We start from the raw sequence: 26,198 nt of genomic DNA, 5'->3' as shown, positions 1-26,198 counted from the left end.
CAGGCAAACTGCCGCGGGGGAAACCCCCATGTATTCCGTGCTTGTTGCAGGTGCGTCACAGGAGTTCTGCGGGAACGCGGCCGAGCCTTACACCAGCCTGACCCGTCCGCTGACGTTACCGGTTCTTGTTCACCGGCTTGCGCTTCTCGATGAACGCCGCCATGCCCTCGGAGCGGTCCTCCAGCGCGAAGGTCGAGTGGAACAGGTTGCGCTCGACGCTCATGCCCTCCGCGAGCGTGGTCTCGAAGGCGCGGTTCACCGCTTCCTTGGCCATCGCGGCCGCAGGGCGCGACATCGAAGCGATCTTCTCGGCCGCCGCCATCACTTCGTCCATCAGCTTGTCAGCGGGCACGATGCGGCTGACGAGCCCGCTTCGCTCGGCTTCCGCCGCATCCATCATGCGGCCGGTGAGGCACAGGTCCATCGCCTTGGACTTGCCGATCGCGCGCGTCAGGCGCTGGGTACCGCCGATGCCGGGAATGGTGCCAAGCGTGATCTCGGGCTGGCCGAACTTTGCGGTGTCGGCGGCGATGATGAAATCGCACATCATGGCGAGCTCGCAGCCGCCGCCGAGCGCATAACCGGCAACCGCCGCAACCGTCGGCTTGCGGCAACGCGCGATACGGTCGCCGCCGATCGCGGCGAAATCCTCGGAGAACATGTCGATGAAGCCCTTCGGCTGCATCTCCTTGATGTCGGCGCCGGCGGCAAAGGCCTTCTCGCTGCCGGTCACGACGATGCAGCCGATAGCGTCATCGGCCTCGAGATCGTCGACGGCGGCGGCAATCTCGCGGAAGACGCCGAAGGAGAGCGCGTTGAGCAGCTTCGGCCGGTTCAGCTTGATGATGCCGACCGCGCCTTTGCTTTCGACGATGATGTGTTCGAACGTGCTCATGCTCCACCCACGCTTTTGATTGGGCGGGCAATGTGCCCGCTGGCGCGGTGGGCTTCAAGGGGCTAAAGGCCGCCGGAACACGCAGCGAGATGCGCGTTCCGGCGGCGGTCTTTCGAGCCCGGAATTCAGGCCAGGATCAGGCTAGCGATCACGCCATGAACATCCGCGCGGCGGACGCCAGCGTCAGCAGCGTGCCGACGCCGATGAAGATCTTGCCGATCAGGGAGCTCTGGTCCCAGGCCGAGCTCTGCTGGCTGCTTGCCATCACCGGTGCCGGCCGGGGCTGCGCCTGGGTTGCGGCAATCACTGCCTTCTGCGCCGGCGGGTTGTCCTGTTGCGCGGCGCGGTCGATGTCGTTGAGCTGATCGGGTGCGACGACCTGGCTCTCGGCGGTCGCCGCGTTGGTATTATCGGCCGCTGCCTGGACATTGGTGTTGGCGCGGTCCGTCATCGCCGAGGCCGCAGCCGCAGTTGGTGTATCGGCGGCGGCGAGCTGCGCATTGGCGTTGGCGACCGCCGGCGGCATCTGGCTCGAGGCCGGCACGTCGTTGTCGGCCCTGTTGTCGGCCTTCGCCTCGTCGGCCTTGTTGTCGGCCTTGGCCGGAGCGGCGGTCTTGTCGGCCTCGTTGTCGGATTTCTGTGCTGTCTTGCCGCTGGTGGTGGTGCGGCGTGACTCGTGGCGCCGGTGCTTGCTCGGCTTGGCCGCGTCGGCCTGCTTGCCCGCACTGTCCGATTTGCTCGCGGCTGAGCTAGGGGCCGCCTGTGCAAGGCCGCCGAACAGCAACAAAAGGCCGGCCAGAACAATCAGGGCCGCGCGCCCGCTGGCTTTCATCATGGTGATGATCTCCCCAATTCCGCCCGTCCCGGAAACGAACAGAGACCCCGGGACGTGACGACAGCGGGGCAGAAAATGGGAATCTTCGGGCTACACCTGGCAAAACCGGGGCAGACCGGCCCCCGTGGAGCCAGCCGCCGGGTGCGGGACGCGCCGATCGGTGTTATGAGCCGTCGCAGACGTTGACGGCCGTATCGCTCGCGAGCCAGGTGCTTATCACGAATTCGTGATCGGGGCCGACCCGCGTAACAAATTGAACGGACGGCCGAATTGCATGGTGAGGGGCGCGCGTGCGCGGACGTGAGGACGAATGGACCGGCCTGATGCGGTCGGCCATGGCTGGCGATGATGCGGCGTATCATCGCCTGTTGAGGGCGGTCACGCCGGTGCTGCGCGCTGCCGCGAGGCGAGGCCTGGCACGGGCAGGCCAGCCTCCCGACCAGGCAGAGGATATCGTGCAGGAGATTCTGTTGGCGGTGCATCTGAAGCGGCACACTTGGGACAGCGAAGCCCCCTTCGCGCCCTGGCTGTTTGCCATCGGCCGCAACAAGCTGATCGACGCGCTGCGCCGGCGCGGCCGGCGCGTCTTCGTCAACATCGACGATTTCGCCGAAACCCTGCCGGGCGAGGCGCCCGAGGAAACGGCCTCCGCGGGCGAGGTCGCAGCCCAGCTCAACACCCTGCCGCAGCGCCAGCGCGACGTGCTGCAGTCGATCGCGGTCGAGAGCGCCTCGATCAAGGATACGGCGGCCAAGTTTTCGATGAGCGAGGGCGCGGTGCGCGTCGCGCTGCATCGCGGACTTGCGGCGCTGACGACCAAACTGCGGGACCACTAGTCATGGACACCGATCAACTCATCCGCTCGCTCGCAGCCGACAACGCCCATCGCGCGCCGCGCGTCGGCGCCGTGCTGACCATGGCGCTGCTGGTGGCCGCGCCCTTGTCGATCCTGATCTTCGCGACGTTCCTCGGCGTGCGTCACGACGTGATGAGCGCGATGCGCAACCCGTTCTTCGACATGAAATTCGCGGTGACGCTGTCGCTCGCGATTCCCGCCATCATCGTCAGCCTGCATCTGTCGCGTCCCGAGGCCCTGCTGCGTGGCTGGGGCTGGCTGCTGCTGCTTCCCGTCGGGCTGCTCGCGGTCGCGATCGGCAGTGAGGCGATGATGGCGCCGGCCATGCCGATGACGATGCGCTTGATGGGCAAGAACTCAAGAGTGTGCCTGGTCGCAATTCCGGCGATGTCGCTGCCGCTGCTTGCGGGGGCGCTGTTCGGCCTGCGCCATGGCGCGCCGTCGCGGCCGGCGCTTACCGGCGCGCTCGCCGGCCTGGTGTCGGCCGGCCTTGCCGCGACGCTCTACGCCTCGCACTGCACCGACGATTCACCCCTGTTCGTCGCGACCTGGTACACGCTCGCGACCGCGCTGGTGACGGCGATCGGCGCGGCGGTCGGGGCGAGGGTCCTGAGATACTGACGCGCCGGGCCTTACGCCGCCGGCGTCGTGCCTAGCTGCATGCGGTGGAAGCGCAGCACCTGCTGCGCGGTCGATGAGCGCAGCGCCTCGTAAACGTCGCGCAGCGTCAACATGTCGGTCTGCGAGCCGCCGGAGAGCTTCTCGCGCATCGCGATGATGGCGCGCACGCTCGGCCAGGACATGCCCGCGACCTTGGCGAGGATCATCACACCCTCGGTGCGGCTTTCGATCATCATGGTCTCGGCGGTCTCGACCGCGACGCCGGCGAGCGCCGCGAGCCCCGCATTGGTTTCGTCGAACTTGCCCTGCTCGGCGAAACTGGTGACCTGGAATTCGTTGAGGCGGCCGTCCTCGTGCAGCGACTTCACCAGCGCGCGCGCCATCTCGGTCTGCTTCGTCATGGCGGCAGCGCGGACCCTCTGGGCCACTTCCTGCACCACGCTCGACACCTCGTCCACGAGCTCCGGATGCGCGGCCTCGAGCTTCCTGCGCACGCTCAAGGACGCCTTCGCAACCAGCTTCAAATAGTGATGGCGCGGCAGGTCCGGCCGCTGGCCGATGCAGGTGGCGAGGTCGTCGTCGCGCTCGGCGCGGGTGACGAGATCGGTGAGGCTTCCCTCGGAGAGCCGCGCGCCCGGATTGCCGACGGTCGACTGCACCACGTCCTCGTTGCCGCGCGTCACCAGCACGTCGGTCAGCGCTTCCGACAGGACCCGCCGCAGCGAGATCGCCTTGAGATGCGCCTGGCCCCTCGTGCGCGCGATCTCGATCAAGGTCGTCTCGTCGAGCCGTTCCGATTTCGACAGCACGGGGCCGGAGACTTCGATGACCTCGTCGAGCGCGAGCGTGCGCATGATCTTCGGCGGCGCGGCCGCGATCGGTGCGAGGCGGTCGGCGAGCAGCGCCCTGGCCGACGTCTCGATCTGCTCGATCAGGCACTGGAACACGTCGTCGAACACGCGGATGTGGTCATCGGAATAGTCCACCGCGTTGCCCACGAACAGATCGGTGACGCGGCGCAGCGTCTCGACCCGGCGCGCGACGTTGCCGTGCGAGAGCGCAGCCTGCAGTTCCTCGAGCAGATTCTCGGATGTTCTTGCGGATCTGGATCTCATGGCCCTGTCCTGGAGCGCTCGGTCCGGCGGCGGCTTCTGTCGCAGCGGGAAAGAATGGATTGGTCAGCTCGTTGCAATGCGGTTGCGCCCTTGCGCCTTGGCGGAATAGAGCGCGCGGTCGGCGCGCGCGAGAAACGTGTCGGCAGTATCGACGTCGCGCAGCGTCACCACGCCCGCGGAAATGGTCACGCGCATAGTCAGGGAGAATGCGCTCCAGTCGAGATCGGCGACGATGCTGCGCAAGCGTTCGAGCATGCGCTGTGCGGCGTCGTCCGACGTGTCGGGCAGCAGCAGCAGGAATTCCTCGCCGCCGTAGCGGCCGAAGCAGTCGGCCGGGCGGATGTTGGCGAACATGGTGATCGCGAAAGTGCGCAGCACCTCGTCGCCGACGGGATGGCCGTGGGCGTCGTTGATGCGCTTGAACCAGTCGAGATCGATCAGTGCGATCGCGCAAGGCATCGATGTCTGCCGCGACTTTTCGATCTCGGCGTCGAGCAGCCGCATGATGCAGCGGCGGTTGTAGGAGCCGGTGAGTTCGTCGAGCTCGGCCAGCTCCTCGATGCGCTGATAGGCGGCCTTCAGCTCGATGCTGCGCCGGTACAGGATCTTGCGCAGGGTGGCGCCGAACAGGCCGAGAAAGGCGCACTGGCCGATCACCAGCACGAAGCAGAGCATCGAGGCGGTTCGCTCCAGGCGGGTCGTGACCGGCAATCCGATCGGCAGGTCCGAGCCCAGGAAGACCAGGGCGAGCCCGCAGGTGGCAAGGCCCCAGGTCACCATCGCCTGGCTCGAGGTCATCCGCAGCGTGCCAAACGCGAAGATCAGAAACAGCACGGCGATGAACGCGACCCCGACCGTCGGCACTGCGAGCAGGAACAGCAGCTGCAGCGCCATATGCGCCGAGATTTGGAAGACGGTGAGGTAATGATCCTCGAACCGGTCGCCGAAGCCGGCTTCCGAGAGCACGGTGAACGTGCCGATGATCAGGAGGCCGCCGAACCAGAACAGCGATGGAACGGCCATGGAGACCGCGCCGCCATAGGCGTAGAGCAGCAAGACCGAGGCGCCCAGCGAATAGCTCGCCACCTGGCCGATATACATCTGGCGGCGCTGCCGGGCCCGGCGCGCCAGCACTTCGGAAGCCGCCGCCTCGGGCGTGAGCACGAGATCCGCGACCTCAGCGGCATTCCTCTCGGGAAAGGACGTCGCGGCCGTGCTCATGGTCCCGCCAATGGTGATGTCAGCGTAAAAATCTACGTGGCAAGCCTTTAGGTTTGGTATCCTTTGAAATCGAATCCGAACCGTGCAGCGCGGAACAAGGTGGTAGGCCGGCGGGAGAAATTTTGCCGGTGATCAGGCATCCTTTGCGATGCGATCGAGCCTAAGTCGGGCTTGGCGAGACATATGTCGTGCAGGGCTGCTATGGAACCGGACGACGCCGGGCCGCCTGTGCCGGACAGGCATTCCGCAGGGAAGTATCGCAGTATTATGTTACCGATCTGGATGAAGGCGGCCGCCGGCCGCGGGTGGGACAAGAAAAATCCGCGTATGTGGGGTAGGTCACACAGGCGTCCGTACGACTGCGGTAGCCTGAACAATTTTGCCCCCCCTATCGAACCGTCCGCCGCGCCGACCCGACCAACTTTGCGAGACGGGCGTTGAGCGTGACACAGGCGGCTTCGGACGAGGTCCTGATCGCCAGGATCGCCCAAGGTGACCGGCTCGCCATGCAGGTGCTGTACGGGCGGCACCATGTCAGGGTCTACAGGTTCGGGCTCAGGCTCGTGCGGGACGAGCAGGCGGCGGAAGACCTCATCAGCGAGGTGTTTCTCGACGTCTGGCGTCAAGCCGGCAAGTTCGAGGGCCGATCCGCCGTTTCTACCTGGCTGCTGGCAATCACCCGTTTCAAGGCCCTGTCTGCGCTCCGGCGCAGGAAGGATTTTGAACTGGACGAAGACGCAGCCAACGCGATCGAGGATACGTCCGACAATCCGGAAACGGTGGTGCAGAAGAAGGATACCAGTGAAGCGTTGCGGGAGTGTCTGACGGGCCTCTCGCCGGACCATCGGGAAATCGTCGATCTCGTCTACTACCACGAGAAGTCCGTGGAAGAGGTGGCCGAAATCGTCGGGATACCGGAGAACACCGTGAAGACGCGCTTGTTCTATGCGCGCAAGAAACTGGCCGAACTGCTGAAGGCAGCCGGCGTTGAGCGAGGCTGGCCATGATGGCTTTGAGCAAGAAGATGCTGGAGCAAGAGCCCAGTGAGATTGAACTGCTGCTGCCCTGGCACGCGGCCGGCACGCTGAACGCGCGCGATGCGCGCCGGGTCGAGGAAGCGCTGGCGCGCGATCCCGAGCTTGCCAGGCAATATGCCGCAATCCGCGGCGAGTACGAAGAGACCATCCATCTGAACGAGAGCTTGGGGGCTCCGTCGGCGCGCGCGCTGCAGAAGCTGTTCGCCGCGATCGACGCCGAGCCGGCGCGGGCGAGCGGCTCGCTGCCGCTGTCGGCGCGCATCTCGACCTTCTTCGCGAGCCTGTCGCCGCGCACGCTGGCGTGGTCGGCGAGCCTCGGCGCCATCGCGCTGATGCTGCAGGCCGGAATCATCGGCGCCGTGCTGATGAAGAACCAGCCCGCGACCTTCCAGACCGCTTCGCTCTCGACCAGCGGTCCGATCACACGCGAACTCGGCACGACTGTTCCGCCGGCGCGCGCGCTGGTGCGCTTCACGCCCGAGGCCCGCGTCGGCGACATCACCGCGCTGCTCGACAGCTACCAGGCCTCGATCATCGGCGATGCCAAGGGCGGCATGTTCCGCCTCCAGTTCGACAAGGCGATGAGCCAGGACGAGCTCGCCTCGCTGCTCGGCAAGATGCAGCGCGAGAAGTTCGTCAACCTCGCCGTCGCGGCGCCCTAAGCGCGCCGCTGACCCGATGACAGGCAAGTCCGAGAGCAGGGTGCGCGCCGGGGCCTACACTTCATCGGTCGGCGCCGCGCTTCTGATCGCCGCCTGCCTCGGCGTCGAGGTTGCGCAGGCGCAGGCGATCATGCGCACGCCGACGATCAGCGTGCCCACGCGAACGCCGACCATCTCTCCCAGCATCGCCCCGCGCATCGCTCCGACCATCTCGGCCAGGGCGGTGTCCGTCGACCGCGGCCCGCGGACGATGGCGACCATTCCCCACACCACGACGTCGCGCCTGCGGCCGACGACGACGGTGCTGCCCTATGCGCGCTACTCGCCGAACCTGTATCCGGCCTGCACCGCGCCCTATCGCGATGCCGACGGCGAATGCCTGGCGCAGCCGAATGCCGGCGGCGGTGGCTCGGGCAAACCCGCCAAGAAGAGCGCCGGCAAGGGCCGCGGCAACGCCACGCCGGCCGCCGCCAATCTGCGCAGCTTTGCCAACGAATTCGTGGCGGAGATCGACGGCGCATTGTCGCCCGGTGATGCCGACGCGCTCGCCCGCCGGCACGGCTTGACGCGGATCTCGTCGGAGAGCTTCCCGCTGATCGGGGCTACGTTCGGTCTGTTCCGCATCACGGATGGCCGGCCGTACGAGACAGTGCGCCGCGAATTCGCGGCCGACGGCAGCGTGCGCTCGGTCCAGCCGAACTTCCGCTACGTGCTGCAGGACCAGAAATCGACGCCGCCCAGCGAAGGCGATCCTGCGCAATATGTACTGACGAAGCTCCGCCTGCCGCAGGCGCATACGCTGGCGCACGGCGCCAACGTCACGGTCGCCGTGATCGATTCCGGCATCGACACCAAGCATCCCGAGCTCGCCAATTCCGTCGCCGACAATTTCGATGCGCTCGGCAGCGCGGAGGGGCCGCACGTCCATGGCACCGGCATCGCCGGCGCCATCGTGGCACATGACCGGCTGATGGGCAGCGCGCCCGAGGCGCGCATCATCGCGATCCGCGCCTTCGGTGGCGCCAACGGCGGCGCCGAGAGCTCGTCCTACATCATTCTGCGGTCGTTGAACTACGCCGCCGAGCACGGCGCGCAGATCGTCAATATGAGCTTTGCCGGTCCAAAGGACGCGGTGATCGAGCGCGCCATCGCGGCGACTGCCGCGCGCGGCCTCGTCCTGATCGCGGCCGCCGGCAATGCCGGTGCGAAGTCGCCGCCGCTCTATCCGGCCGCCAATCCCAACGTGATCGCGGTCAGCGCGACCGACCAGCAGGACAGGCTGTTCACCGCGTCCAACCGCGGCAATTACATCGCCGTCGCAGCGCCCGGGGTCGACATCTTCCTGCCGGCGCCGGACGGCAAATACCAGATGACGTCGGGAACCTCGTTCTCGGCCGCCTATGTCTCGGGCGTCGCGGCGTTGCTGCTCGAACGCAATTACACCTTGAAGCCGGAAGCGCTACGCATGACGCTGGCGAAGACCGCGCGTGACCTCGGCTCCCCCGGACGTGACGAGCTTTTCGGCGACGGCCAGGCCGATGCGTTTGCCGCGGTCATGGCTATTCCCGCCGACGGCGCGACGCCGGTCGCGGCTGCGTCCGGTACAACAAAACGTGAAGATGCCGGGAAGCGTCGCGACGAGCCTGGCACCCGCGCGATCGAACAACCCTCGCTGTCGAGCGCGGACGATAAATCCACGGTTTCTCAGGCGGATAGGCCGGCGACGCGATAGCGGCTGCGACAAAGATGCGCGCGGGCCGAAGCTCAAAAAAGCGAACCCCGCATTGAACGTTCAGCCAGCTGCCACGACCAAATTATGTGGGAGCGGTCATCCCTCCCCATCAGTCATATCAGGCGCGAGCGCCCATCCACCCCAAGCGCCCATATGGCTCGACCCGTCCGGTTGTCCCCCCGGACGGGTCTTTTCTTTTCAGAGCGCTTTCGAGCGAAGTGGATTCCGGTTCGCGGGAAGATAACGCGTCAAAACGAGAAGCGGAGCTTCGGTTCTGATTGAATCAGACCCGAAGCTCTGGGCGTCCGATTTTTCGAAGCTTCATGCGCGTTCAGCTTGCGGTTGAAAGATCGCGGCGGCGTGCCCGGCCGCGATCGGGCAGCACGCCGCAAGTCCGCTATGCTTGTGCGAAGCTTGACTCGAAAACGCAGCAAATCTCCGCACGACTACGGTGATTGACGACGAATGCCGTGTCGTTGCTGGACAAGTCAAAACTTTTCCACAAAATATTCATGTCGCGTCTAAATTGATTCGTGTGCGTTGCGTCCCCCCGCGTCCGTGTTTTCCCCTGACGGGCTGGTTCATGACACATCGCCAAGAGTCTAACTGCGCGTCCGATTACGCGTCTGCTCGTGCCGTGGTTGCGGGCCGCGACGTCGCGGCGCGCTGGTGCGCTCTCGCCGAGCAGCGGCTGCAACATCTCTCCGAAATGTTCGAGACCGGCCGCTGGCGCCGTTATCACTCCGAGATCGCATTCCTGGAAAACATCCAGGAAGCCAAGCGCGCCGTCCAGACCTGGCGCGCGCTTGCGACCGGTGCGGATGTCGCCGAGGCCGCTGCAAGCGTGACCCCGGCATTCGGCTGGTCGCCGGCGACCATGCCCCGGGTGTTTCCGCGCGAGCAACAGCCGCAGATCGTGCAGCCCAAGACCCTGCAGCCAAAGGCCGTCCACATCGCCCCCGAGGCCGCCGTACCGGTCAGGCTCGATCCGAAGCCGGACGTTCTGGCTGAGATCACCGAAGCCCCGATCGCGCCGCTCGCCGCGCCCGTAGCGTCCGCTAAGATGGCGTCGTTCATCGCGCCAGCCGAGATGCCGCCGCTCAAGGCTCCCGCTGCGCGGGCATCGCTGACCGCACCTGCCGTGAGGTCACCTCTCGCGCCTGCCGCAACGGCGCCATTCACCCCGCCGGAAGTGAGGCCGCCGCTGGCTGTGTCTGCCGCGAAGCCGCCGAGGACCGCGCCTGCCGCGATGGCATCGCTCCTGCCGCAGTTCGCCCCGCCGGCCGCCGAAATCGTCGCAGCCCCCGAGCGCGTCGTCGAATTCACCTTCAGCCTCGACGGCCTGGAAGCCAAGTACCCGCTGCTCAGGAATGCGTTCTAGCACTTCGGAGCGTGGCTAGGGGAAGCAATCGCACCTCTCTCACCCCGTCATCCTGAGGCGCGAGGCATAGGACGCGACGCGTCCCATGGGGAGCCTCGAAGGATGAACGGCCCCTCTGCCAGCCACACCTACCGCCGCACTGCATTCCCGCCGACCATCACCTGCGCAAATCGCTGCGCGCCGTCGGCTGACAGATCCGAGGTTACGGCACGCGCGTGATCGAGGCCGACCACGGCGCCGCGCGGGGTCTCGGAGATCGTGTTGTTGTTGACGAGCGCGATGCCTGCGCCCGGCACGACGGAGACGCCGACGCCCGCCAGCGCCTTGCGGATCACGTTGCCTGTGATTGCGACGTCGCGCAGATATTTGCCCCAGCCGGCGACGATGCCGTAGGACGGCGCGTTCTCGATCACGTTTCCGGTCACCGAGGTGTCAGCCTCGATGTAGATGCCGACGCCGGCGTCGTCGTCCGGCGCGGTGCCGATCGGCCGTTTCGGGATGAGATTGCGGATGATGTTGCCCTGGACCACCGCGATGCGGCCGCCTTCGTTGAAATTGCAGACGGAGACGCCGACGGCCGCGCCATCCACCGTATTGTTCGCGATCACCGCGGCCTCGAACGAAAACTCCGAATAGAGCGCGACCTCGCGCACGTCGCTGACGCTGTTGCCTGATATGTGGATGTTCGAGGCCGAGTTGCCGCGCACCGCGGAGTAGTCGCAGTTCTTGATGCGGTTGCCGCGCACGATCACGTTGCCGGCGCGGAAGGCATTGATGGCGTTGCCGTACTGACCGGAGCCGCCGGGGCCGGCCTTGATGTTCTCGATGCGGTTGTCGGCGACCAGCGTGCCGTCGTCGCCGATCGCGCTACGCAGGATCTCGATGCCATTGTCGTTGGTGCCGAGAATCGTATTGCGGGAGACGCTGAGGCCCTTGGCGTCGAACGAGACCACCGCCGTCACCGCGATGTCGGTGAAGATGTTGCCCGAGACGTCGCCGGAGACCTGCTCGAGCCAGATGCCGCTGCCGCCGCAGCTCGTGATCTCGCAATCGGCGATGCGGACGTCGCGTCCGCCGAGAACGTGGATCAGCCCGCGCCGCGCCGGCAGCGGGATGCTGCCACCGTCGAAGGTGATGCCGGTGAGGCCGATGGAGTCCGCACCGTCGCTCTGGATCGCCGAGGCGCCGCCGGTGAAGACGAATTTCGTTGCCCCGCGCACGCCGATCAGCTGTGCGCCGTTCGGCAGCCGCAGCATCCCGCTGCGGTAGACTCCGGGTGGAAGCGCCAGCGGCATCTGCACCCGCGCGGCCTCATCGATCGCGCGCTGCAGCGCGCGGGTCTGATCTTCGCTGCTGCCGGGCCGCACGCCGTATTGCGTGGCGTCGCGGCCGAGCAGGGATGTCAGCGGCGCCGCGCGCGCGGCGTCGGCCGGCATGGCCAGCGCGCCCGCGATGCCTGCGGTCGAAGCTCCGATGAGATGACGGCGATTGAGGTCCATGACGCATCCTCCGGCGGAGGCGGGAGGGCATCCGCGCCGATTAGGTAGCGCAGGGCGACCGGGGTCGTGAGGATTGTTCGCGGTAGGGTTAAATGTTTACGCAGAGACGGTGCCGTAGGGGGCAAAGCGACTTGTCCGCCGTAGCTCGCAGAGCGAAGGCGGAAGCGTGCCCACGATTTGACGGCAAATGGAACGAGATGGTGGGCACGGCGCAAGAGCGCCTTTGCCCACCCTACGAGACCTCTGCGTTCCGCCCCTTCCGTGCCAGCCCCACCATCTCCATCAGCATCGCTTCCCCCGCATCCACCAGCTCGTCCAGCGTGATCCGCGGCGCGCCCTTGCGCCGCACGGCGCCGCCGCGCGCGAGCAGGGGAATGTGGATGAACGCCGCGAGCTGCGGCCCGCCCGCCTTCACGTTCTCGATCGCGCGCCAGCTTAAGTAGTTGCAGAGATACGCGCCGGCGTCGCGCGAGGCACGCGCGTCGATGCCGGTGAGGCGGGCGGCACGCAGCAGCCTTGCCGTGTGTGGGCCGAACATCATCGCATCCGCATGGCCGGCGATGCCGCGCTTGCTCGATCGGGTGTTGGCGGCGTCGGGCCAGAGCATGGTGACGGCGTTGCGCGCCCGGGTCTCGATCCGCAGGTAGGGCGTGCGTGCGGCGAGGCCGAACATCAACAGTGCATCCGGCTTCACCTTTGCGAGCACCTCCGGCAATTGCCGGTCGACCGCGGCATAGGTGACCGGAAAGATATGGCTGGAGATCGCGATATCGTCGAGCGCCGGACGGCGTAGTTGCGCGAGCCGCGCGACCAGCGGCTGGGTCGGATTATAGGGCGCGCCAGGAAATGGCCCGAAGCCGGTGAGGAGAACGCGGAGCTTATCGCTCATTGCAGCAACTCCAGGATCTGCTCGGCGGCGAGCGCCGGCGTGAGATGGCCTTCGGCGACTTCAGTCTCGATCTTCCGGACCTTGCTCCGCACCGAGGCTTCGCTGCGCAGCCGCGCCAGCATGCGCTGCTCCAGCATCGACCACATCCATTTCACCTGCTGCTCGCGCCGCCGCACGGCGAAATCGCCGGATGCGTTCATCGCCTTGCGGTGATCCAGAACCTTCTGCCAGAGCTCGGCGATGCCGGTGCCTGCCAACGCGGAATAGGTGATGACAGGTGGATGCCAATGTTCGGATCTCGGCGCCAAAATATGCAGCGCGCCGCGATAGTCGGCGGCGGTGATGTTGGCGCGCTTGAGATTGTCGCCGTCGGCCTTGTTGATCGCGATCATGTCGGCGAGCTCGACCAGGCCCTTCTTGATGCCTTGCAGTTCGTCGCCGCCGCCCGGCAGCATCAGTGCGAGGAAGAAATCCGTCATGTCGCAGACCGCGGTCTCGGATTGGCCGATGCCGACGGTCTCGACCAGCACGACGTCGAAGCCGGCGGCCTCGCATAACAGCATCGCCTCGCGCGTTTTCGCCGCGACGCCGCCGAGCGTGCCCGAGGACGGCGAGGGGCGGATGAAGGCATGGTCCGAGGCCGACAGCCGCGCCATCCGCGTCTTGTCGCCGAGGATCGAACCCCCGCTGCGCGCCGAGGACGGATCGACCGCGAGCACCGCGATCTTGTGGCCCTGTTCGATCAGGTGCGTCCCGAGCACATCGATGGTGGTGGACTTGCCGACGCCGGGCGATCCCGTGATGCCGACGCGGAACGCCTTGCCGGTGTGGGGCAGCAGCATCTGCACCAGCTCGCGCGCCAGCGCCTGGTGGTCGCCGCGCCGGCTCTCCACCAGCGTGATGGCGCGCGCCAGGGCCGCGCGGCTGCCGGCGCGCAAGTCGCGGGCGAGGAATTTGATGTCTAGCGAGGCCTTCTTCTCAGTCATGCCCTGCTTTACAACGCCGAGGCGAGGCAGGCGAGGGCCGCTCGCCCGGAATCACCTGCTTGTCGCCACCGCCGTCTGCGCCGGTTTCACCTTGCGCCAGACCCAGACCATCACCGGCCAGAGCAGGGCGCCGATCGCCATCGCGGCAAGGATGGCCGCGACCGGGCGCTCGAAGAACGGCAGGATACTGCCGTCGGACTTGATCAGCGACGTCACGAAGGCCTGTTCGACCATGGTGCCCATGACGATGCCGAGCACCATGGCGGCGACGGGGTAGCCGTTCGCCTCCATCACGTAGCCGATCACGCCAAAGGCGGCGACGGTGACGACGCCGAACATGTTGTTGCCGATCGCGAACGAGCCGACCGCGCAGCACAGCATGATGACCGGCATGATCGCCGAGCGCGGCGCCAGCAGGATGTAGGCCGCGATCCGGATCATGGCGATGCCGAGCGGAATCATCATGATGTTCGCGATGATGAACATCAGATAGATCGCGTACATGCTCGACGCTTTCTCGGTGAACAGCGTCGGGCCCGGATTGAGGCCCTTCATGTAGAGCACGCCGATCGCGATCGCGGCGATGGTGTCGCCGGGGATGCCGAACAGCAGCGAGGGCACCCAGCCCGAAGCGATGCTGGCATTGTTGCTGGCGCCGGCCTCGACCAGGCCTTCGACGTGGCCGGTGCCGAATTTTTCCGGCTCCTTGGAGAAGCGCTTCGACATCGCGTAGGAGACCCAGGCGGCCATGTCGGCGCCGGCGCCGGGTAGCACGCCGATGATGATGCCGACGATGTTTCCGCGCGTCATCTGCCAGTGATACTTCTTGGTCAGCCTCCACTGGCCGGCCATGATGCTTCCGAATTTTCTGCGTGGCAGCGGCGGCGGCTCGGGCGTCAGCATCGCGCGCATCACCTGCGCCACCGCGAACACGCCGACCAGCGCCGGGATCGGCTCGATGCCGCCGAAGAGATCGGTGAGGCCGAAGGTGAAGCGCGGCACGCCGCCGGGATTCTCGATGCCGATGCAGGACACCAGCAGGCCGAGGAACATGCCGGCGATCGCCTTCACCGGGGAGGAGCGCGCCACCAAGGTGGCACACATCAGGCCGAGCAGCGCCAGCCAGAAATATTCGAAGGTCGAGAACGACAGCGCGATCTCGGCAAGCGGCGGCGCCAAAATCATCAGCGACAGCACGCCGGCGATGCCGCCGACGGCGGAGAACCACACGCCGGCCCCGAGTGCGAGCTCGGCCTGGCCCTTGCGCGTCATGGCATAGGCCTCGTCGGCATAGGCCGCGGAGGCGGGCGTGCCGGGAATGCGCAGCAATGCGCCCGGAATGTCGCCGGAGAAGATCGCCATCGAGGACGCCGCGACGATGGTTGCGATCGCCGCGATCGGCGACAGGTAGAAGGTGACGGGGACGAGCAGGGCGGTCGCCATCGTCGCCGACAGGCCGGGCAGCGAGCCGATCACGAGCCCGTACACGGAGGCTGCGAACATTGCGATGATGACCTCCCAGGTGGAGATCAGCGCGAATGCTTCAATCAGGGTCTTGAGCATGGGGGATTACCAGGGCGTCGGCAGCAGGCCGGCAGGCAGCGGCACGCGCAGCAGCTTGCCGAAGATGAGGTGGATGGCGAACGGCGACAGCGCCGCGAGCGGCAGCGCCAGCTTCCACTTCGCACCGAGCGCGGTCGACGTCACGTAGACCATGATTGCGGCAGTGATGATGAAGCCGAGCCGGTCGGCGGCGGCGACGTAGAACAGCAGCAGCGCCGGCGGCAGCAAGGCGCGCAGGCCGTAGAGCTTGCCTTCGAGTTTTCCTTGCGGCGGTAGAGCGGCCGCTGCCTGGCCGTCCTCCAGCGGGATCAGCTCTTCCTCCTCCTCGAAGGAGTGGCCGATCCCGAACACGATCGCGAGCCCGCACAGCGCAAGGCCGCTGCCGATCACCAGTGGAAACACGTTGGGGCCGACCGGCTGGCCCGGCACCGGCGGCAAGATCCAGCCGCCATAGGCGGCCGCAGCACCAAGCACGACGAGAAACGATCCCGTGACGGAGTCGGGAAGACGCATGGCAGGAGTCCTATGAAAGAAGCGCTCCCTCTCCCCGCATCCGCCTTCGCTGAAGCTTCGGCGGACAAGCGCGGGGAGAGGTGAAAGATCACGCCTTGCTGAGGCCGGCGGCCTTCATCGCTTCGCCCATCTGGGCGTCGCCCTTGTCCATGAAGCCTGCGAACTGGCCGGCATCGCCCCACACCGTGCCGAAGCCGCGATTGCTCATGAAGTCCTTGAACTCGGCGGACTCGTAAACCTTCTTCAGCGCCGCGGTGAGCTTGGTTGCGATCTCCGGCGGCAGGTTCTTCGGGGCGCCGATGCCGCGCCAGGCGCCGGTCGCATAGTCGATGCCCATCGCCTCCTTCAGCGTCGGCACGTCCTTGAAGATCGGGTTGCGCGCGGGGGCCATGATGGCGAGGCTCTTGGCCTTGCCGGCTTCGATGATGGCGCGTGCCTCCGGCACCGAGCAGGTGGTGAGGTCGAGACCGCCGGCGGCGAGATCCTGCATCGCGGGCGCCGCGCCGTTCGACGGGACCCAGGCGACCTGGTTGGCGGGCAGGCCCATCGCCTGCATCCAGCCGACCAGCGCCAGATGCCAGATGCCGCCCTGGCCGGTGCCGGAGGCCTTGAACTTGCCGGGGGGCGCCGCCTTGATCGCCTCGGCGAGCTCCTTGACCGTCTTGTAGGGCGAGGAGGAGGAGACCTGGATGCCCGGGGGATCCTCGTTCATCAGCGCAAGCGGCGTGTAGCTCTTCGGCGTCAGCTCGGTCAGGCCCTGCCAGTGCATCATCGAGATTTCGACGGTGAGCATGCCGATGGTGTAGCCGTCGGGCTGTGCGGTCGCGATCGCGCTATGGCCGACCACGCCGGAGCCGCCGGTGCGGTTGACCACGTTGAAGGGCTGGCCGAGATCCTTTTCCAGAAGCGCTGCGACAATGCGCGCGGTCGCATCGGTTCCACCGCCGGCACCCCACGGCACGATCACGGTGACCGGCCGGGCCGGATAGGCCTGTGCGAGCGCGGGCTTGAAGCCGAAAGCGGCGGATGCCGCGACTGCGGCGGTCGAAGCCGCAAAGGTGCGGCGCGAAATCTTGGACATTGAATGCCTCCCAGCGGCGCCCGTGATGCCGGGCGCTCTTGTCAATGGCGACATTGTAGTCGGCTTTGCAGCGCCGCCGCAAGGTAGCGCTACCAAGGAGATCGACATGTTGTGTGAAAACAGCATGCCCATCGGATGGGCATTCGGAAATCGGGTGGGTTTTGTCGGCGCAATTCGCCAACCTCTGCGCGTAACCAAAGCCAAAGGCAAGCCATCGATGACCCAAGCCTATTACAGCGCCGTGCTGGACCGCCCGCTGGACGACGTCTGGTCGCTGATCCGCGATTTCAACAACTATCCCGCTTATATCGACGGCGTGAGCGAGAGCGTGATCGAAGACGACAAGCGCGGCGATGAAGTCGGCGCCGTCAGACGCTTCTGCTATCTCGGAAACTGGATCCGCCAGCGCCTGGTCGATCACTCGGACCGGCAGCACACCCTGACCTATGCCGGTCTCGAAGCGCTGCCGTACCCGCAAGATGACGGAAGCCAGGCGCCGGCGCCGACGCGCTATCAAGGCACCATGCATCTGCGCCCGATCACCGAGGGCGATCGTACCCTCATCGAATGGTCGGTCGCGCTCGAGACCGAACCTGCGGATGCCGATCGCTGGCAGGCCCTGTTCGCGTCCTGGATTCCCGATTGGACGGATTCGCTGGCGCGAACGCTGGCTCGGGCCGGTTAGCGATCGCCTACGGCCCGTCCGCATCGCCCTTCGGCCGCGCGCCGCCGAAGATGCGCATGCCTTCCGCGGTCAGGTAAGGCTTCAGTGTTTCCCACGGCACGAAGGCGACATACTCGCCCTCGGCGTAGGGACCGACGGCGTAGGGCGGATAGTGGAAGGTGAGGCCGGAGCTCTTGTCCGTTTCAGTTGACGGCGCCAGCGTCACCGCGCCGATCTTGAGCAGGTTCGGCGCGACGCCCTTGAACCATTCGTCGGTCGCGGTCTCGCTGGCGTCGCGCTTTTTCTTCTCGGTTCGGAGCGAGGCGATCACGGCCTTCACCATCGCCTTCATGGCCGGTCCATTGTCGGCGGTCTCGGTGAAGAACGGGCGGATCGAGATGCGCTTGTTGTCGGCCTTGTCCCACAGGATCGTATCCACGTTCGAATTGGGATGGGCGCCATGGGTGTTGATGTAGTCGTTGCGGAGGACGCTGATGTAGCGGTCGGCGACCACCGAGCGGATCTCGTATTTGCGCTCGAACTCCCAGCCGCCTTCCTTGAAGAACTGCGGGTCCGCCTTGCGCGAGGCGGCGGCCTCCGCGGCGTTCTTGTCGAGCCATTTTTTGCCCTCCGCGAGGCAATCCGCCGCCAGCGCCGCATCCGCCTTGATCTTGTCGTCGAGGAAGACGCGGGCCTCGATGCTCTTGGTGTTGATGGCGGCGTCGGGTTTGGAGTCGGCGGCGTGGGCGGACAACACGCATGTTGCGCTCAGCGCCAGGACGGCGCTCAAACCGGCGATGAATTTCAAGGATAGTGCTCCTGCGTGAGCGTCAGAATATTTCGACAATGTCGTCTGCGCTATGCGGCACAAAGCGGGGAGACGTCGAACGGCGAACGGTTGCCTGCGTTTGCAAGCCGGTCGCATCTTCGATGATATGTTCGACATCGATCAGCTTGAGCAGTGAAAAAGAGGTATCCGGTTCGATCTCGAGCAGAATGTCGATGTCGCTGTCGACGCTGTAGTCTTCGCCGGCGTGCGAGCCGAAGATGGCAAGCTTCGACACGCCCTTATCTCTGATGGAATCCGCGTTCTTGCGGATCGCCGCGATGATTTCGTCACGCGTCATGAACACACCTGGCCGGTCGGCAGCCAGTCTATCATCTACTCCGCCGCCTCGCTATGCCCGAGCCGGGCGTTGAGCTTGCGGATCAGCTCCTCGGCCGCATCCGCAATCACGGTGCCCGGCGGGAAGATCGCCTCGGCGCCGGCGGCATAGAGCGCGTCGTAATCCTGCGGCGGCACCACGCCGCCGACGATGATCATGATGTCGTCGCGGCCCTGCTTCTTCAGCGCGGCCTTCAGCTCCGGCACGGCGGTGAGGTGGGCGGCGGCGAGCGAGGAGACGCCGAGGATGTGGACGTCGTTCTCGACCGCCTGGCGCGCCGCCTCATCCGCGGTCGCGAACAGCGGCCCGATGTCGACGTCGAAGCCGATATCAGCGAAGGCCGACGCAATCACCTTCTGGCCGCGATCGTGGCCGTCCTGGCCGATCTTGGCGACCAGGATGCGCGGGCGGCGGCCTTCGGCCTCCTCGAAGGCGTCGATCAACGCCTGAACCTTCTCGACCTGGTTGCCCATGCTGGACGCCTCCCGCTTGTAGACGCCGGTGATGGACTTGATCTCGGCGCGGTGCCGGCCGAACACCTTCTCCATCGCGTCCGAAATTTCGCCGACCGTCGCCTTGGCGCGCGCCGCGTCGATCGCGAGCGCGAGCAGATTGCCGTTGCCTTCTCCGGCCGAACGCGTGATCGCCGCGAGCGCGGCATCGACGTCCTTCTGGCTGCGCTCGTTCTTCAGCCGCGTCAGCTTGTCGATCTGCAGGCGTCGGACATTGGTGTTGTCGACCTTGAGGATGTCGATTCTTTCCTCGTCGGTCGGCTTGTACTTGTTGACGCCGATCACCGCCTGCTTGCCGGCATCGATCCGCGCCTGCGTCTTGGCCGAGGCCTCCTCGATGCGCAGCTTCGGCAGGCCCGCCTCGATCGCCTTGGCCATGCCGCCGAGCTCCTCGACCTCCTGGATGTGGCCCCAGGCCTTCGCAGCGAGGTCGCGCGTGAGACGCTCGACGTAATACGAGCCGCCCCAGGGATCGATGATGCGGGTGGTGCCGCTCTCCTGCTGCAGGAACAGCTGGGTGTTGCGGGCGATGCGCGCCGAGAAGTCGGTCGGCAGCGCCAAGGCCTCGTCGAGCGCGTTGGTATGCAGCGACTGGGTGTGGCCCTGCGTCGCCGCCATCGCCTCGACGGTGGTGCGCATCACATTGTTGAAGACGTCCTGCGCGGTCAGCGACCAGCCCGAGGTCTGGGAATGCGTGCGCAGCGACAGCGAGCGCGGGTCCTTCGGATTAAACGGCTTCAGAAGCTTCGCCCAGAGCAGGCGCGCGGCGCGCAGCTTCGCGACCTCCATGAAGAAGTTCATGCCGATCGCCCAGAAGAACGACAGCCGCGGCGCGAAGCGGTCGACGTCGAGGCCGGCGGCAAGGCCGGCGCGAAGATATTCGACGCCGTCGGCCAGCGTATAGGCGAGCTCGAGGTCCTGCGTCGCACCGGCCTCCTGCATGTGATAGCCGGAGATCGAGATCGAATTGTATTTCGGCATCTTCTGCGAGGTGTAGGCGAAGATGTCGGAGATGATCCGCATCGAGGGCGCGGGCGGGTAGATGTAGGTGTTGCGCACCATGAACTCTTTCAGAATGTCGTTCTGAATGGTGCCCGACAGCTTTTCCGGCGGCACGCCCTGTTCCTCGGCCGCGGCGACATAGAGCGCGAGGATCGGCAGCACCGCGCCGTTCATGGTCATGGACACGCTCATCTGGTCGAGCGGAATACCCGCGAACAGCGTGCGCATGTCGTAGATGGAATCGATGGCGACACCGGCCATGCCGACATCGCCGCCGACGCGCGGATGGTCGCTGTCATAGCCGCGATGGGTGGCGAGATCGAAGGCGACCGAGAGGCCCTTCTGTCCGGCCGCCAGGTTGCGGCGGTAGAACGCGTTGGAATCCTCCGCCGTGGAGAAGCCGGCATATTGCCTGACTGTCCAGGGCTGGTTGACATACATAGTCGGGTAGGGGCCGCGCAGGAACGGCGCGATGCCCGGATAGGTCTCGAGGAAATCGAGGCCGGCAAGATCGGCCTCGCCATAAGCGGGCTTCACCAGAATGCCCTCAGGCGTCAGCCACGGCTCGGCACTGCCTGACGGCGCGGCGGTAGGGGCGCGCTCGAAGGCGACGTTTGCGAAATTGGGAATGCGGCTCATGGCTTCAACCATATCATAGGCGCTCAATCGTGATCCGGATGCTGATGGCTGACGATGGTCGCCATCTTCTCCGGTCCGTAATTCTGCTGCGTGGTCTGGCTCGGGAGGTTGGCGATGCCGACCACCCAGCCGAGGCGGGATTCGGTGCCGAACTGTCGCGTCGGAATGATCTGGTCAGGACGGTCGAACGCGCCGGTCATGATCTCGATCCGGTCGCCGCCGATGCGGCCGAAGCTCAGCGGCGTGCCGCAGCCGGCGCAAAAGCCGCGTTCGGCGATGGTGGAGGAGCGGAAGAACGACGGCTGCCCCCTGGTCCAGGCAAAGTCCGTCTTGTTGATGTCGGCAAAGGAGGCGAACGGCGCGCCGGCCGCCTTCTGGCACATGCGGCAGTGGCAGATCGAAATCCTGGTTGGCGCGGTCGTGACGCCAAAGCGCACGGCCCCGCATTGGCAGCCGCCGCTGAGAACTGGTTTGCCTGGTTCGGTCATTTCTGTTCCATCCGTCGATAGGCGTCTTGCAATGTCGCAAGCGCATCGCCTGCGGCGAAGACAAAACCCGTGACGCCGGCGGCCCGCAGCGCCGCCTCGGCCTCAGTCGGACGACCCGCCAGATAGATATGTCGCCCGCCGGCCGTTTGCAGGGCCTTGGCTGCAGCTTCGGCGTGTTCCGCATAGACCTTGTCGCTGGAACAAAGACAGGCAAGCTCGGCGCCCGAAGTCTTGAAGGCGGCGGCGAGCTTGGCCGGATCGGCGAAGCCCTCGCTGTCGACAGCCTGGATGCCGCCGGCCTCGAAGAAGCTCTTGGCGAAGGTCGCGCGCGCCGTGAAATCGGCGGCCGTGCCGAGATTGGCCAGGAACACTTTTGGCCGCGCACCACGCGACTTGAGTGCTGCATCCGACTTGTCGCGCAGCGCCTCGAACGGTTCCGCCAGCCGGATCGGCGGCAGCGGATCGAACTTGTATTTCTGTTCCCCGTAAGGCGCGAGCGCAACCGGCGTTGCCTTCAGCACCGTGGCTTCGCTCTCGTGCAGGTTCGGAAACTCGCTGGCGCCGGTCAGCACGTCGCGCCGTTTTGCGATGTTGGCGTCGCGCGCTTTTCGCGCGGCCGCGACCTTGCTCTGGAACACGCCTTGCTGAAGCGCGGCAAAGGCGCCGCCGGCTGTCTCGCTCTCATGGAACAAGGTCCAGGCGGCCTCGCAAAGCTGCGCGGTCAGCGTCTCGATGCCGCCTGCGCCCGCGGCGGGATCGGAGACCTTGGCGAGGTTGCTCTCTTCCAGCAGCAGGGCTTGCGTGTTGCGTGCGACGCGGCGTGCGAACGGATCGGGCAGCCCGAGCGCCAGCGTATGCGGCAGCACGGTGATCGCGTTGGCGCCGGCGAGCCCGGCTGCGAATGTCGCGATGGTCGCGCGCAGCATGTTCACGTAGGGGTCGCGCTGTGTCAGCATGCGCCAGGCCGTATCGGCGGCAATGAACAGCGGCTTCGGCGTCAGCCCGCACGCGGTTTCGATGCGCGCCCACAACAGCCGCAGCGCGCGGAATTTCGCCATGGTCAGGAACTGGTCGGCGTCAGCAGCGAGTCGCGCATAGACCATGCCCTGCGCCTGCTCGAGCGGAATGCCGGCCTCTTCGATCGCGCGCAGATAAGCGACGCCGCAGGCGAGCACGAAGGCGAGCTCCTGCACCTCGGAGCCGCCGGCATCGTGGATCACGCGTCCGTCGGCGGACGCGAACGGTCCCTTGAAGCCGAGTGCGGTGAGGCCCTTGATGGCGCCGGTGATCGCAGGGGCGATCTCGTCCCAAGTATAGGGACTGTGGCCCCACACCGCGCCGGCCGCGAGCGGATCGAGGCCGAAGCGAATGTTGCAGGCGGCGGGATCGAGGCCATTGCTCTTCACATATTCCGCGACGTGGATCGCGGCCATCCGCGATTGCGGACCGATCTCGAGCTCGAGGCCGATGCCGGCATCGAGATGGATGTCCTTCAACACCTTTGCGACGGCCTCGGCCGACGGTTCCAGGCCGAAACCGCGAGCACCATTGGCGCCGGCGAACACCAGCGCTAGACCGGTCGCGCCGTTCTCCAGGTCCTGCAGCGCCTGCGCATTCGCGAGCGCCGCGTCGGGATGGTCGATCCGCTGGATGATCTGCCACGGCGCCGCCGCCGGCCGTCCCATCACGGGCGCAACGCCCTTGGCGCGCGGATAGAGCGGTTCGATCTTGAGTCCGTCATAGGTCTTGCCGACCAGCTTCTCGAACGGCGCGCCCTTCAGCACGCCGTCGACCAGCTTGCGCCAATCCTCGACGGTCGCCTTGGGAAAATCGGCCGCCAGCGGCAGATCGTCAGTCACGGAGGTCATGCGGCCAAGGGCTCCCAATCGTATCGTTATTCGCAGGCGAAATTGCCACGGCGGGCCGTCCCTGCAAACGGTTGTTTTTGGTTAACCGGTATCCGGAAGCCGCTCAATGCCTTGCGTCGAGACGCTGGCGAGCCCGTCGCGCACTGGAATGCCCGAGATGACGCGGTCGGGCGCGATTTCGGCCAGCGGCACCAGCACGAAAGCGCGCTCGAACAGGCGCGGATGCGGCAAGGTCAGGTCGGGCTTCTGCAAGCTGACATCGTCATAAGCGATCATGTCGAGATCGAGCGTGCGCGGGCCCCAGCGCCGCTCCTTGTCCCGCGTGCGGCCGAACTTCTGCTCGACCTTTTGCAGCACGAACAAGAGCGCATGCGGATCGAGGTCGGTCTCGATCTCGATGCAGGCATTGATGAAGGGAGCCTGCTCTTCGTCGCCCCAGGGCGGCGTCGCATAGTCCGAGGACCGCGCGATCAACGCGCCTTGTGCCATGCCGCAGATATGGGCGATCGCCTTGGCGAACGTCGCGCGGACATCGCCGACATTGCCGCCGAGTGCGATCAGCACGCTTGCCATCAGGGGTGCCGCGAGCGCGTCAGCATGATGCCGACGTCGTCGAAGATCGCGGCGATCGGCGCGTGCGGCTTGTGCACGGTGATCTTCACGGCGCGGATGCGCGGGAAGTGCGACAGGATGGCGTCGGCAACCGCGCCGGCCGCGCGCTCCAGCAGCTTGTAATTGGTGTTCTTGAACGCCGCCGTCGTCGTCGCCACGACGTCGGCGTAGGACACGGTATCGGCGAGCCGGTCGCTGCGCGAGGGCTCCGACAGGTCGGTATAGAGTTCGAGATCGATGACGAAGCGCTGGCCGACTTCGGTCTCGTGATCCATCACGCCGTGGCGGGCATGGATCGACAGGCCGGTGACGAAGATCGTATCGGTCATTGCTTGCCCTCGATTGCGTTCGCTACCCGCAGCGCCTGCAGGGTCTCGGCGACGTCATGGGTCCGGATGATCTTGGCGCCGCGCTGCGCGGCGATCAGATGCGCGGCGATCGAGCCGGCGAGCCGCTCCTTCGGCTCCGACGGGGACACCGAGGCGATGAAGCGTTTGCGCGAGGCACCGACGAGGATCGGCAGGCCGAACATCTCGAATTCGCGTAAGCGCGCCAGCGCGGTCATGCTCTGCTCGGCGGTCTTACCGAAGCCGATGCCGGGATCGAGCACGATTTTCTCGCGCGCGATGCCAGCCTTGGCGGCGATGTCCAGCGAGCGCAGGAAGAACGTCTTCATGTCCGTGATGATGTCGATGGCGGGATCGGCATCGTCGCGGTTGTGCATGACGATGACGGGGACGCCTCTTGCGGCCACCAGCGGTGCCATCGCGGTGTCGCGTTGCAGGCCCCAGACGTCGTTGGCGATCGCCGCGCCCTGGTCGAGAGCGTAGGCCACCACCCCCGCCTTCATGCTGTCGATCGACACGGGCACGCCGAGCGCGACCACGCCCGCCAGCACCGGCTTGAGCCGGGCCAGTTCGCTTTCTGCCGTGACGGCCTTCGCGCCCTTGTAGGGCCGGGTGGATTCGGCCCCGATATCGATGATGTCGACGCCGGCCCCGATCATCGCCCGCGCCCGCGCGAGCGCCTGCTCGGGCCCGATGAATTCGCCGCCGTCGGAGAAGGAATCCGGGGTGATGTTGAGCACGCCCATCACCGCCGGGATGGGTCGTTCCAGCAGGATCCGCAGCGCGTCAGCCCCGGCCGAGCCGGCCGGCGGGACGGATGGGAAGGACGAGGCATTCATGTGGGTGGCTTTGCGCGGTCGGGGAGGGGGAGTCAAGGCGGGATGGCGGTGTCGGCGGGCGGCATCGATATTGTGGCACTCTCGCGCATCACCCCAGCTGTCGTCCCGGCGAATGCCGGGACCCGTACCCCCAGGGTAAAGTTTGGCGAAGACTCGTAGTCCGGTACTGCCACCGTCTGTGACCGATAGATTCCGCGGTGTGGGTCCCGGCGTTCGCCAGGACGACACCGAAAAGGTGGCGCGGGAATCCGTTCTCGAAAGACCGCCCTAATACGTGATCTTCGGCGGCAGCTTCTTCGCCTTGGCGATGATGTCGCCGACCGACTTCTCGGAAGGCAGGATGCGCAGCAGCTTCTTCTTCTCGTTGGCGTCCCGCATGCTCTGGGCGAGCCTTGCCGGATTCCGATAGGCGAGCTCGCGCACGGTGGTGACACCGGCGGCGCGGACCAGGCCGACCTTGGCCCGGCCCATGCCGGGGATGCGCATGTAGTCGGAGACGTTGGCCCATTCCAGCAGCAGCTGCTCGCTGATGCCGGTCTTGGCGGAAAGCGCTTTGCGGCCCTTCACCGTACCGGCCGCCTCGAGCAGCCCGTCAGTGGTGCGGATACCCTGCGCCTTCAACTTGTTGGCGGCAAAGACCGACAGGCCCTCAATCTCGGAGATCGGATATGTCATGATACTCGATATGAAATACGTGGCTTCAGGCGAACTGGCTGAGGCCCGGCGTCCCCGCAACGATCTTGCCCATCTGATCTGCTCCGATTTTGTCTCGGCCGAAGCGGAAAAGTTCACGGGCGACGTTTTGAATTTCGGACATGCCGAGCCCCAGGCCCATCAGGCGGGTGCCGACCGCCATCAAGCCGCCGCCCATCAGCCGGGACAGTCCGCCGCCGCTCCTGGATGCCTCGATCGCGGCTTCCGCTCCGGGGATCTGATCGATCAGGGCCTGTACGCTGTCGGAAGGACCCTCGTTGCGGAGGAAGCCCAGGATAATGCCGACGCTCTTTTCAGCCACAGCACTATCTATGCTGGCGTTTGTCGCCAGCCGCCCGATCAGCTCGTCCATAAGGCCCGCCCCTCAGCCGGTTTGCTTGCCGGAGTATTTCTTTCGAAAATGATCTTGAGCCGGTGTGATGTGAAATTCAAGCGATGAACGCACGCGTCGTCGCGATTCA

Annotated in this window: 27 protein-coding genes; 7 read left to right on the top strand and 20 right to left on the bottom strand. The window is 66.1% G+C overall.

Annotated features, from left to right (window positions below; genetic code table 11):
* Nucleotides 1-115 precede the first annotated feature (115 nt).
* Together AABA86_RS16885 and AABA86_RS16880 are read right to left on the bottom strand one after the other, a co-directional pair.
* A complete protein-coding gene (locus tag AABA86_RS16885; RefSeq protein ID WP_212251392.1) occupies nt 116-895 on the bottom strand; it encodes an enoyl-CoA hydratase in 780 nt (259 codons plus the stop codon).
* Between the two features lie 148 nt (nt 896-1,043).
* A complete protein-coding gene (locus AABA86_RS16880) occupies nt 1,044-1,730 on the bottom strand; it encodes a hypothetical protein (protein WP_212251393.1) in 687 nt (228 codons plus the stop codon).
* Between the two features lie 290 nt (nt 1,731-2,020).
* On the opposite strand from AABA86_RS16880, the gene AABA86_RS16875 reads away from it, so the two are divergent.
* Nucleotides 2,021-2,566: a sigma-70 family RNA polymerase sigma factor gene (locus AABA86_RS16875; RefSeq protein WP_212251394.1), complete on the top strand. Its 546-nt coding sequence runs from the start codon at nt 2,021-2,023 to the stop codon at nt 2,564-2,566.
* 2 nt (nt 2,567-2,568) lie between these two features.
* Nucleotides 2,569-3,207, top strand: coding sequence for a DUF1109 domain-containing protein (locus tag AABA86_RS16870; RefSeq protein WP_338307587.1), 639 nt, complete (start codon nt 2,569-2,571; stop codon nt 3,205-3,207).
* An 11-nt stretch (nt 3,208-3,218) separates the two neighbouring features.
* Here the strand turns inward: AABA86_RS16870 and AABA86_RS16865 are convergent, their stop codons facing one another.
* Both AABA86_RS16865 and AABA86_RS16860 read right to left on the bottom strand, forming a co-directional pair.
* A complete protein-coding gene (locus AABA86_RS16865; protein ID WP_338307586.1) occupies nt 3,219-4,322 on the bottom strand; it encodes a DUF2336 domain-containing protein in 1,104 nt (367 codons plus the stop codon).
* A 63-nt stretch (nt 4,323-4,385) separates the two neighbouring features.
* On the bottom strand, nt 4,386-5,543 hold the full coding sequence (locus AABA86_RS16860; protein ID WP_212251397.1) for a GGDEF domain-containing protein: 1,158 nt from the start codon (nt 5,541-5,543) through the stop codon (nt 4,386-4,388).
* Nucleotides 5,544-5,980: 437 nt separating this feature from the next.
* Between AABA86_RS16860 and AABA86_RS16855 the strand changes: the two genes are divergently transcribed.
* From AABA86_RS16855 to AABA86_RS16840, 4 genes are all read left to right on the top strand, one after another.
* Nucleotides 5,981-6,550 carry a sigma-70 family RNA polymerase sigma factor gene (locus AABA86_RS16855; protein WP_018315733.1) on the top strand — a complete coding sequence of 190 codons (570 nt, stop codon included), beginning with the start codon at nt 5,981-5,983 and terminating at the stop codon, nt 6,548-6,550.
* Complete coding sequence (locus AABA86_RS16850) at nt 6,547-7,242, top strand: hypothetical protein (RefSeq protein ID WP_338307585.1); 696 nt, start codon at nt 6,547-6,549, stop codon at nt 7,240-7,242. Before AABA86_RS16855 ends, AABA86_RS16850 begins: the two co-directional genes overlap by 4 nt.
* A 16-nt stretch (nt 7,243-7,258) precedes the next feature.
* Nucleotides 7,259-8,974 (top strand): S8 family serine peptidase, encoded by a 1,716-nt coding sequence (locus AABA86_RS16845; RefSeq protein ID WP_338307584.1) that lies wholly within the window; start codon nt 7,259-7,261, stop codon nt 8,972-8,974.
* Between the two features lie 637 nt (nt 8,975-9,611).
* A complete protein-coding gene (locus AABA86_RS16840; protein WP_212251520.1) occupies nt 9,612-10,355 on the top strand; it encodes a TIGR03809 family protein in 744 nt (247 codons plus the stop codon).
* A 128-nt stretch (nt 10,356-10,483) separates the two neighbouring features.
* Here the strand turns inward: AABA86_RS16840 and AABA86_RS16835 are convergent, their stop codons facing one another.
* The 6 genes from AABA86_RS16835 to AABA86_RS16810 form a co-directional block, all read right to left on the bottom strand.
* On the bottom strand, nt 10,484-11,854 hold the full coding sequence (locus tag AABA86_RS16835; RefSeq protein ID WP_338307583.1) for a TIGR03808 family TAT-translocated repetitive protein: 1,371 nt from the start codon (nt 11,852-11,854) through the stop codon (nt 10,484-10,486).
* A 232-nt stretch (nt 11,855-12,086) separates the two neighbouring features.
* Nucleotides 12,087-12,743 (bottom strand): pyroglutamyl-peptidase I, encoded by a 657-nt coding sequence (locus AABA86_RS16830; RefSeq protein WP_338307582.1) that lies wholly within the window; start codon nt 12,741-12,743, stop codon nt 12,087-12,089.
* Nucleotides 12,740-13,729 (bottom strand): methylmalonyl Co-A mutase-associated GTPase MeaB, encoded by a 990-nt coding sequence (gene meaB / locus AABA86_RS16825; RefSeq protein WP_338307581.1) that lies wholly within the window; start codon nt 13,727-13,729, stop codon nt 12,740-12,742. Before meaB ends, AABA86_RS16830 begins: the two co-directional genes overlap by 4 nt.
* A 51-nt stretch (nt 13,730-13,780) precedes the next feature.
* Entirely contained in the window at nt 13,781-15,292 is a 1,512-nt protein-coding gene (locus AABA86_RS16820) for a tripartite tricarboxylate transporter permease (RefSeq protein ID WP_338307580.1), read from the bottom strand.
* 6 nt (nt 15,293-15,298) lie between these two features.
* On the bottom strand, nt 15,299-15,805 hold the full coding sequence (locus tag AABA86_RS16815) for a tripartite tricarboxylate transporter TctB family protein (protein WP_212251409.1): 507 nt from the start codon (nt 15,803-15,805) through the stop codon (nt 15,299-15,301).
* Nucleotides 15,806-15,893: 88 nt separating this feature from the next.
* Nucleotides 15,894-16,886 carry a tripartite tricarboxylate transporter substrate binding protein gene (locus AABA86_RS16810; protein WP_212251411.1) on the bottom strand — a complete coding sequence of 331 codons (993 nt, stop codon included), beginning with the start codon at nt 16,884-16,886 and terminating at the stop codon, nt 15,894-15,896.
* 25 nt (nt 16,887-16,911) lie between these two features.
* On the opposite strand from AABA86_RS16810, the gene AABA86_RS16805 reads away from it, so the two are divergent.
* Complete coding sequence (locus AABA86_RS16805) at nt 16,912-17,571, top strand: SRPBCC family protein (RefSeq protein ID WP_338307579.1); 660 nt, start codon at nt 16,912-16,914, stop codon at nt 17,569-17,571.
* A gap of 7 nt (nt 17,572-17,578) precedes the next feature.
* Here AABA86_RS16805 and AABA86_RS16800 read toward each other — a convergent pair whose 3' ends face one another.
* The 10 genes from AABA86_RS16800 to AABA86_RS16755 form a co-directional block, all read right to left on the bottom strand.
* The gene (locus AABA86_RS16800; RefSeq protein ID WP_445083467.1) at nt 17,579-18,358 is read right to left on the bottom strand and encodes an RsiV family protein; all 780 of its coding nucleotides are present in this window, start codon (nt 18,356-18,358) and stop codon (nt 17,579-17,581) included.
* Between the two features lie 22 nt (nt 18,359-18,380).
* Nucleotides 18,381-18,677, bottom strand: a complete 297-nt coding sequence (locus tag AABA86_RS16795; RefSeq protein WP_338307578.1) for a nucleotidyltransferase family protein — start codon at nt 18,675-18,677, stop codon at nt 18,381-18,383.
* 35 nt (nt 18,678-18,712) lie between these two features.
* Entirely contained in the window at nt 18,713-20,869 is a 2,157-nt protein-coding gene (gene scpA, locus AABA86_RS16790) for a methylmalonyl-CoA mutase (RefSeq protein WP_338307577.1), read from the bottom strand.
* A 23-nt stretch (nt 20,870-20,892) separates the two neighbouring features.
* Nucleotides 20,893-21,357, bottom strand: coding sequence for a GFA family protein (locus tag AABA86_RS16785; protein ID WP_338307576.1), 465 nt, complete (start codon nt 21,355-21,357; stop codon nt 20,893-20,895).
* Nucleotides 21,354-23,225 (bottom strand): methylmalonyl-CoA mutase family protein, encoded by a 1,872-nt coding sequence (locus AABA86_RS16780; RefSeq protein WP_338307575.1) that lies wholly within the window; start codon nt 23,223-23,225, stop codon nt 21,354-21,356. The genes AABA86_RS16785 and AABA86_RS16780 overlap by 4 nt, the downstream gene beginning before the upstream one ends.
* A gap of 81 nt (nt 23,226-23,306) precedes the next feature.
* Entirely contained in the window at nt 23,307-23,798 is a 492-nt protein-coding gene (folK, locus tag AABA86_RS16775; RefSeq protein ID WP_212251422.1) for a 2-amino-4-hydroxy-6-hydroxymethyldihydropteridine diphosphokinase, read from the bottom strand.
* On the bottom strand, nt 23,798-24,166 hold the full coding sequence (gene folB, locus AABA86_RS16770) for a dihydroneopterin aldolase (protein WP_027533885.1): 369 nt from the start codon (nt 24,164-24,166) through the stop codon (nt 23,798-23,800). The genes folK and folB overlap by 1 nt, the downstream gene beginning before the upstream one ends.
* Nucleotides 24,163-25,023, bottom strand: coding sequence for a dihydropteroate synthase (gene folP, locus AABA86_RS16765; protein WP_338307574.1), 861 nt, complete (start codon nt 25,021-25,023; stop codon nt 24,163-24,165). Before folP ends, folB begins: the two co-directional genes overlap by 4 nt.
* A 267-nt stretch (nt 25,024-25,290) precedes the next feature.
* Nucleotides 25,291-25,698, bottom strand: coding sequence for a DUF4332 domain-containing protein (locus AABA86_RS16760; RefSeq protein WP_028142940.1), 408 nt, complete (start codon nt 25,696-25,698; stop codon nt 25,291-25,293).
* A 25-nt stretch (nt 25,699-25,723) separates the two neighbouring features.
* On the bottom strand, nt 25,724-26,089 hold the full coding sequence (locus AABA86_RS16755; RefSeq protein WP_018315753.1) for a hypothetical protein: 366 nt from the start codon (nt 26,087-26,089) through the stop codon (nt 25,724-25,726).
* Nucleotides 26,090-26,198: the final 109 nt, after the last annotated feature.

The organism is Bradyrhizobium sp. TM233, assembly GCF_036247965.1.
GTDB classification, from domain to species: domain Bacteria; phylum Pseudomonadota; class Alphaproteobacteria; order Rhizobiales; family Xanthobacteraceae; genus Bradyrhizobium; species Bradyrhizobium ottawaense.
The sequence above is the reverse complement of the archived record's forward strand: the minus strand, read 5'-3'. Positions and strand labels throughout refer to the sequence as shown.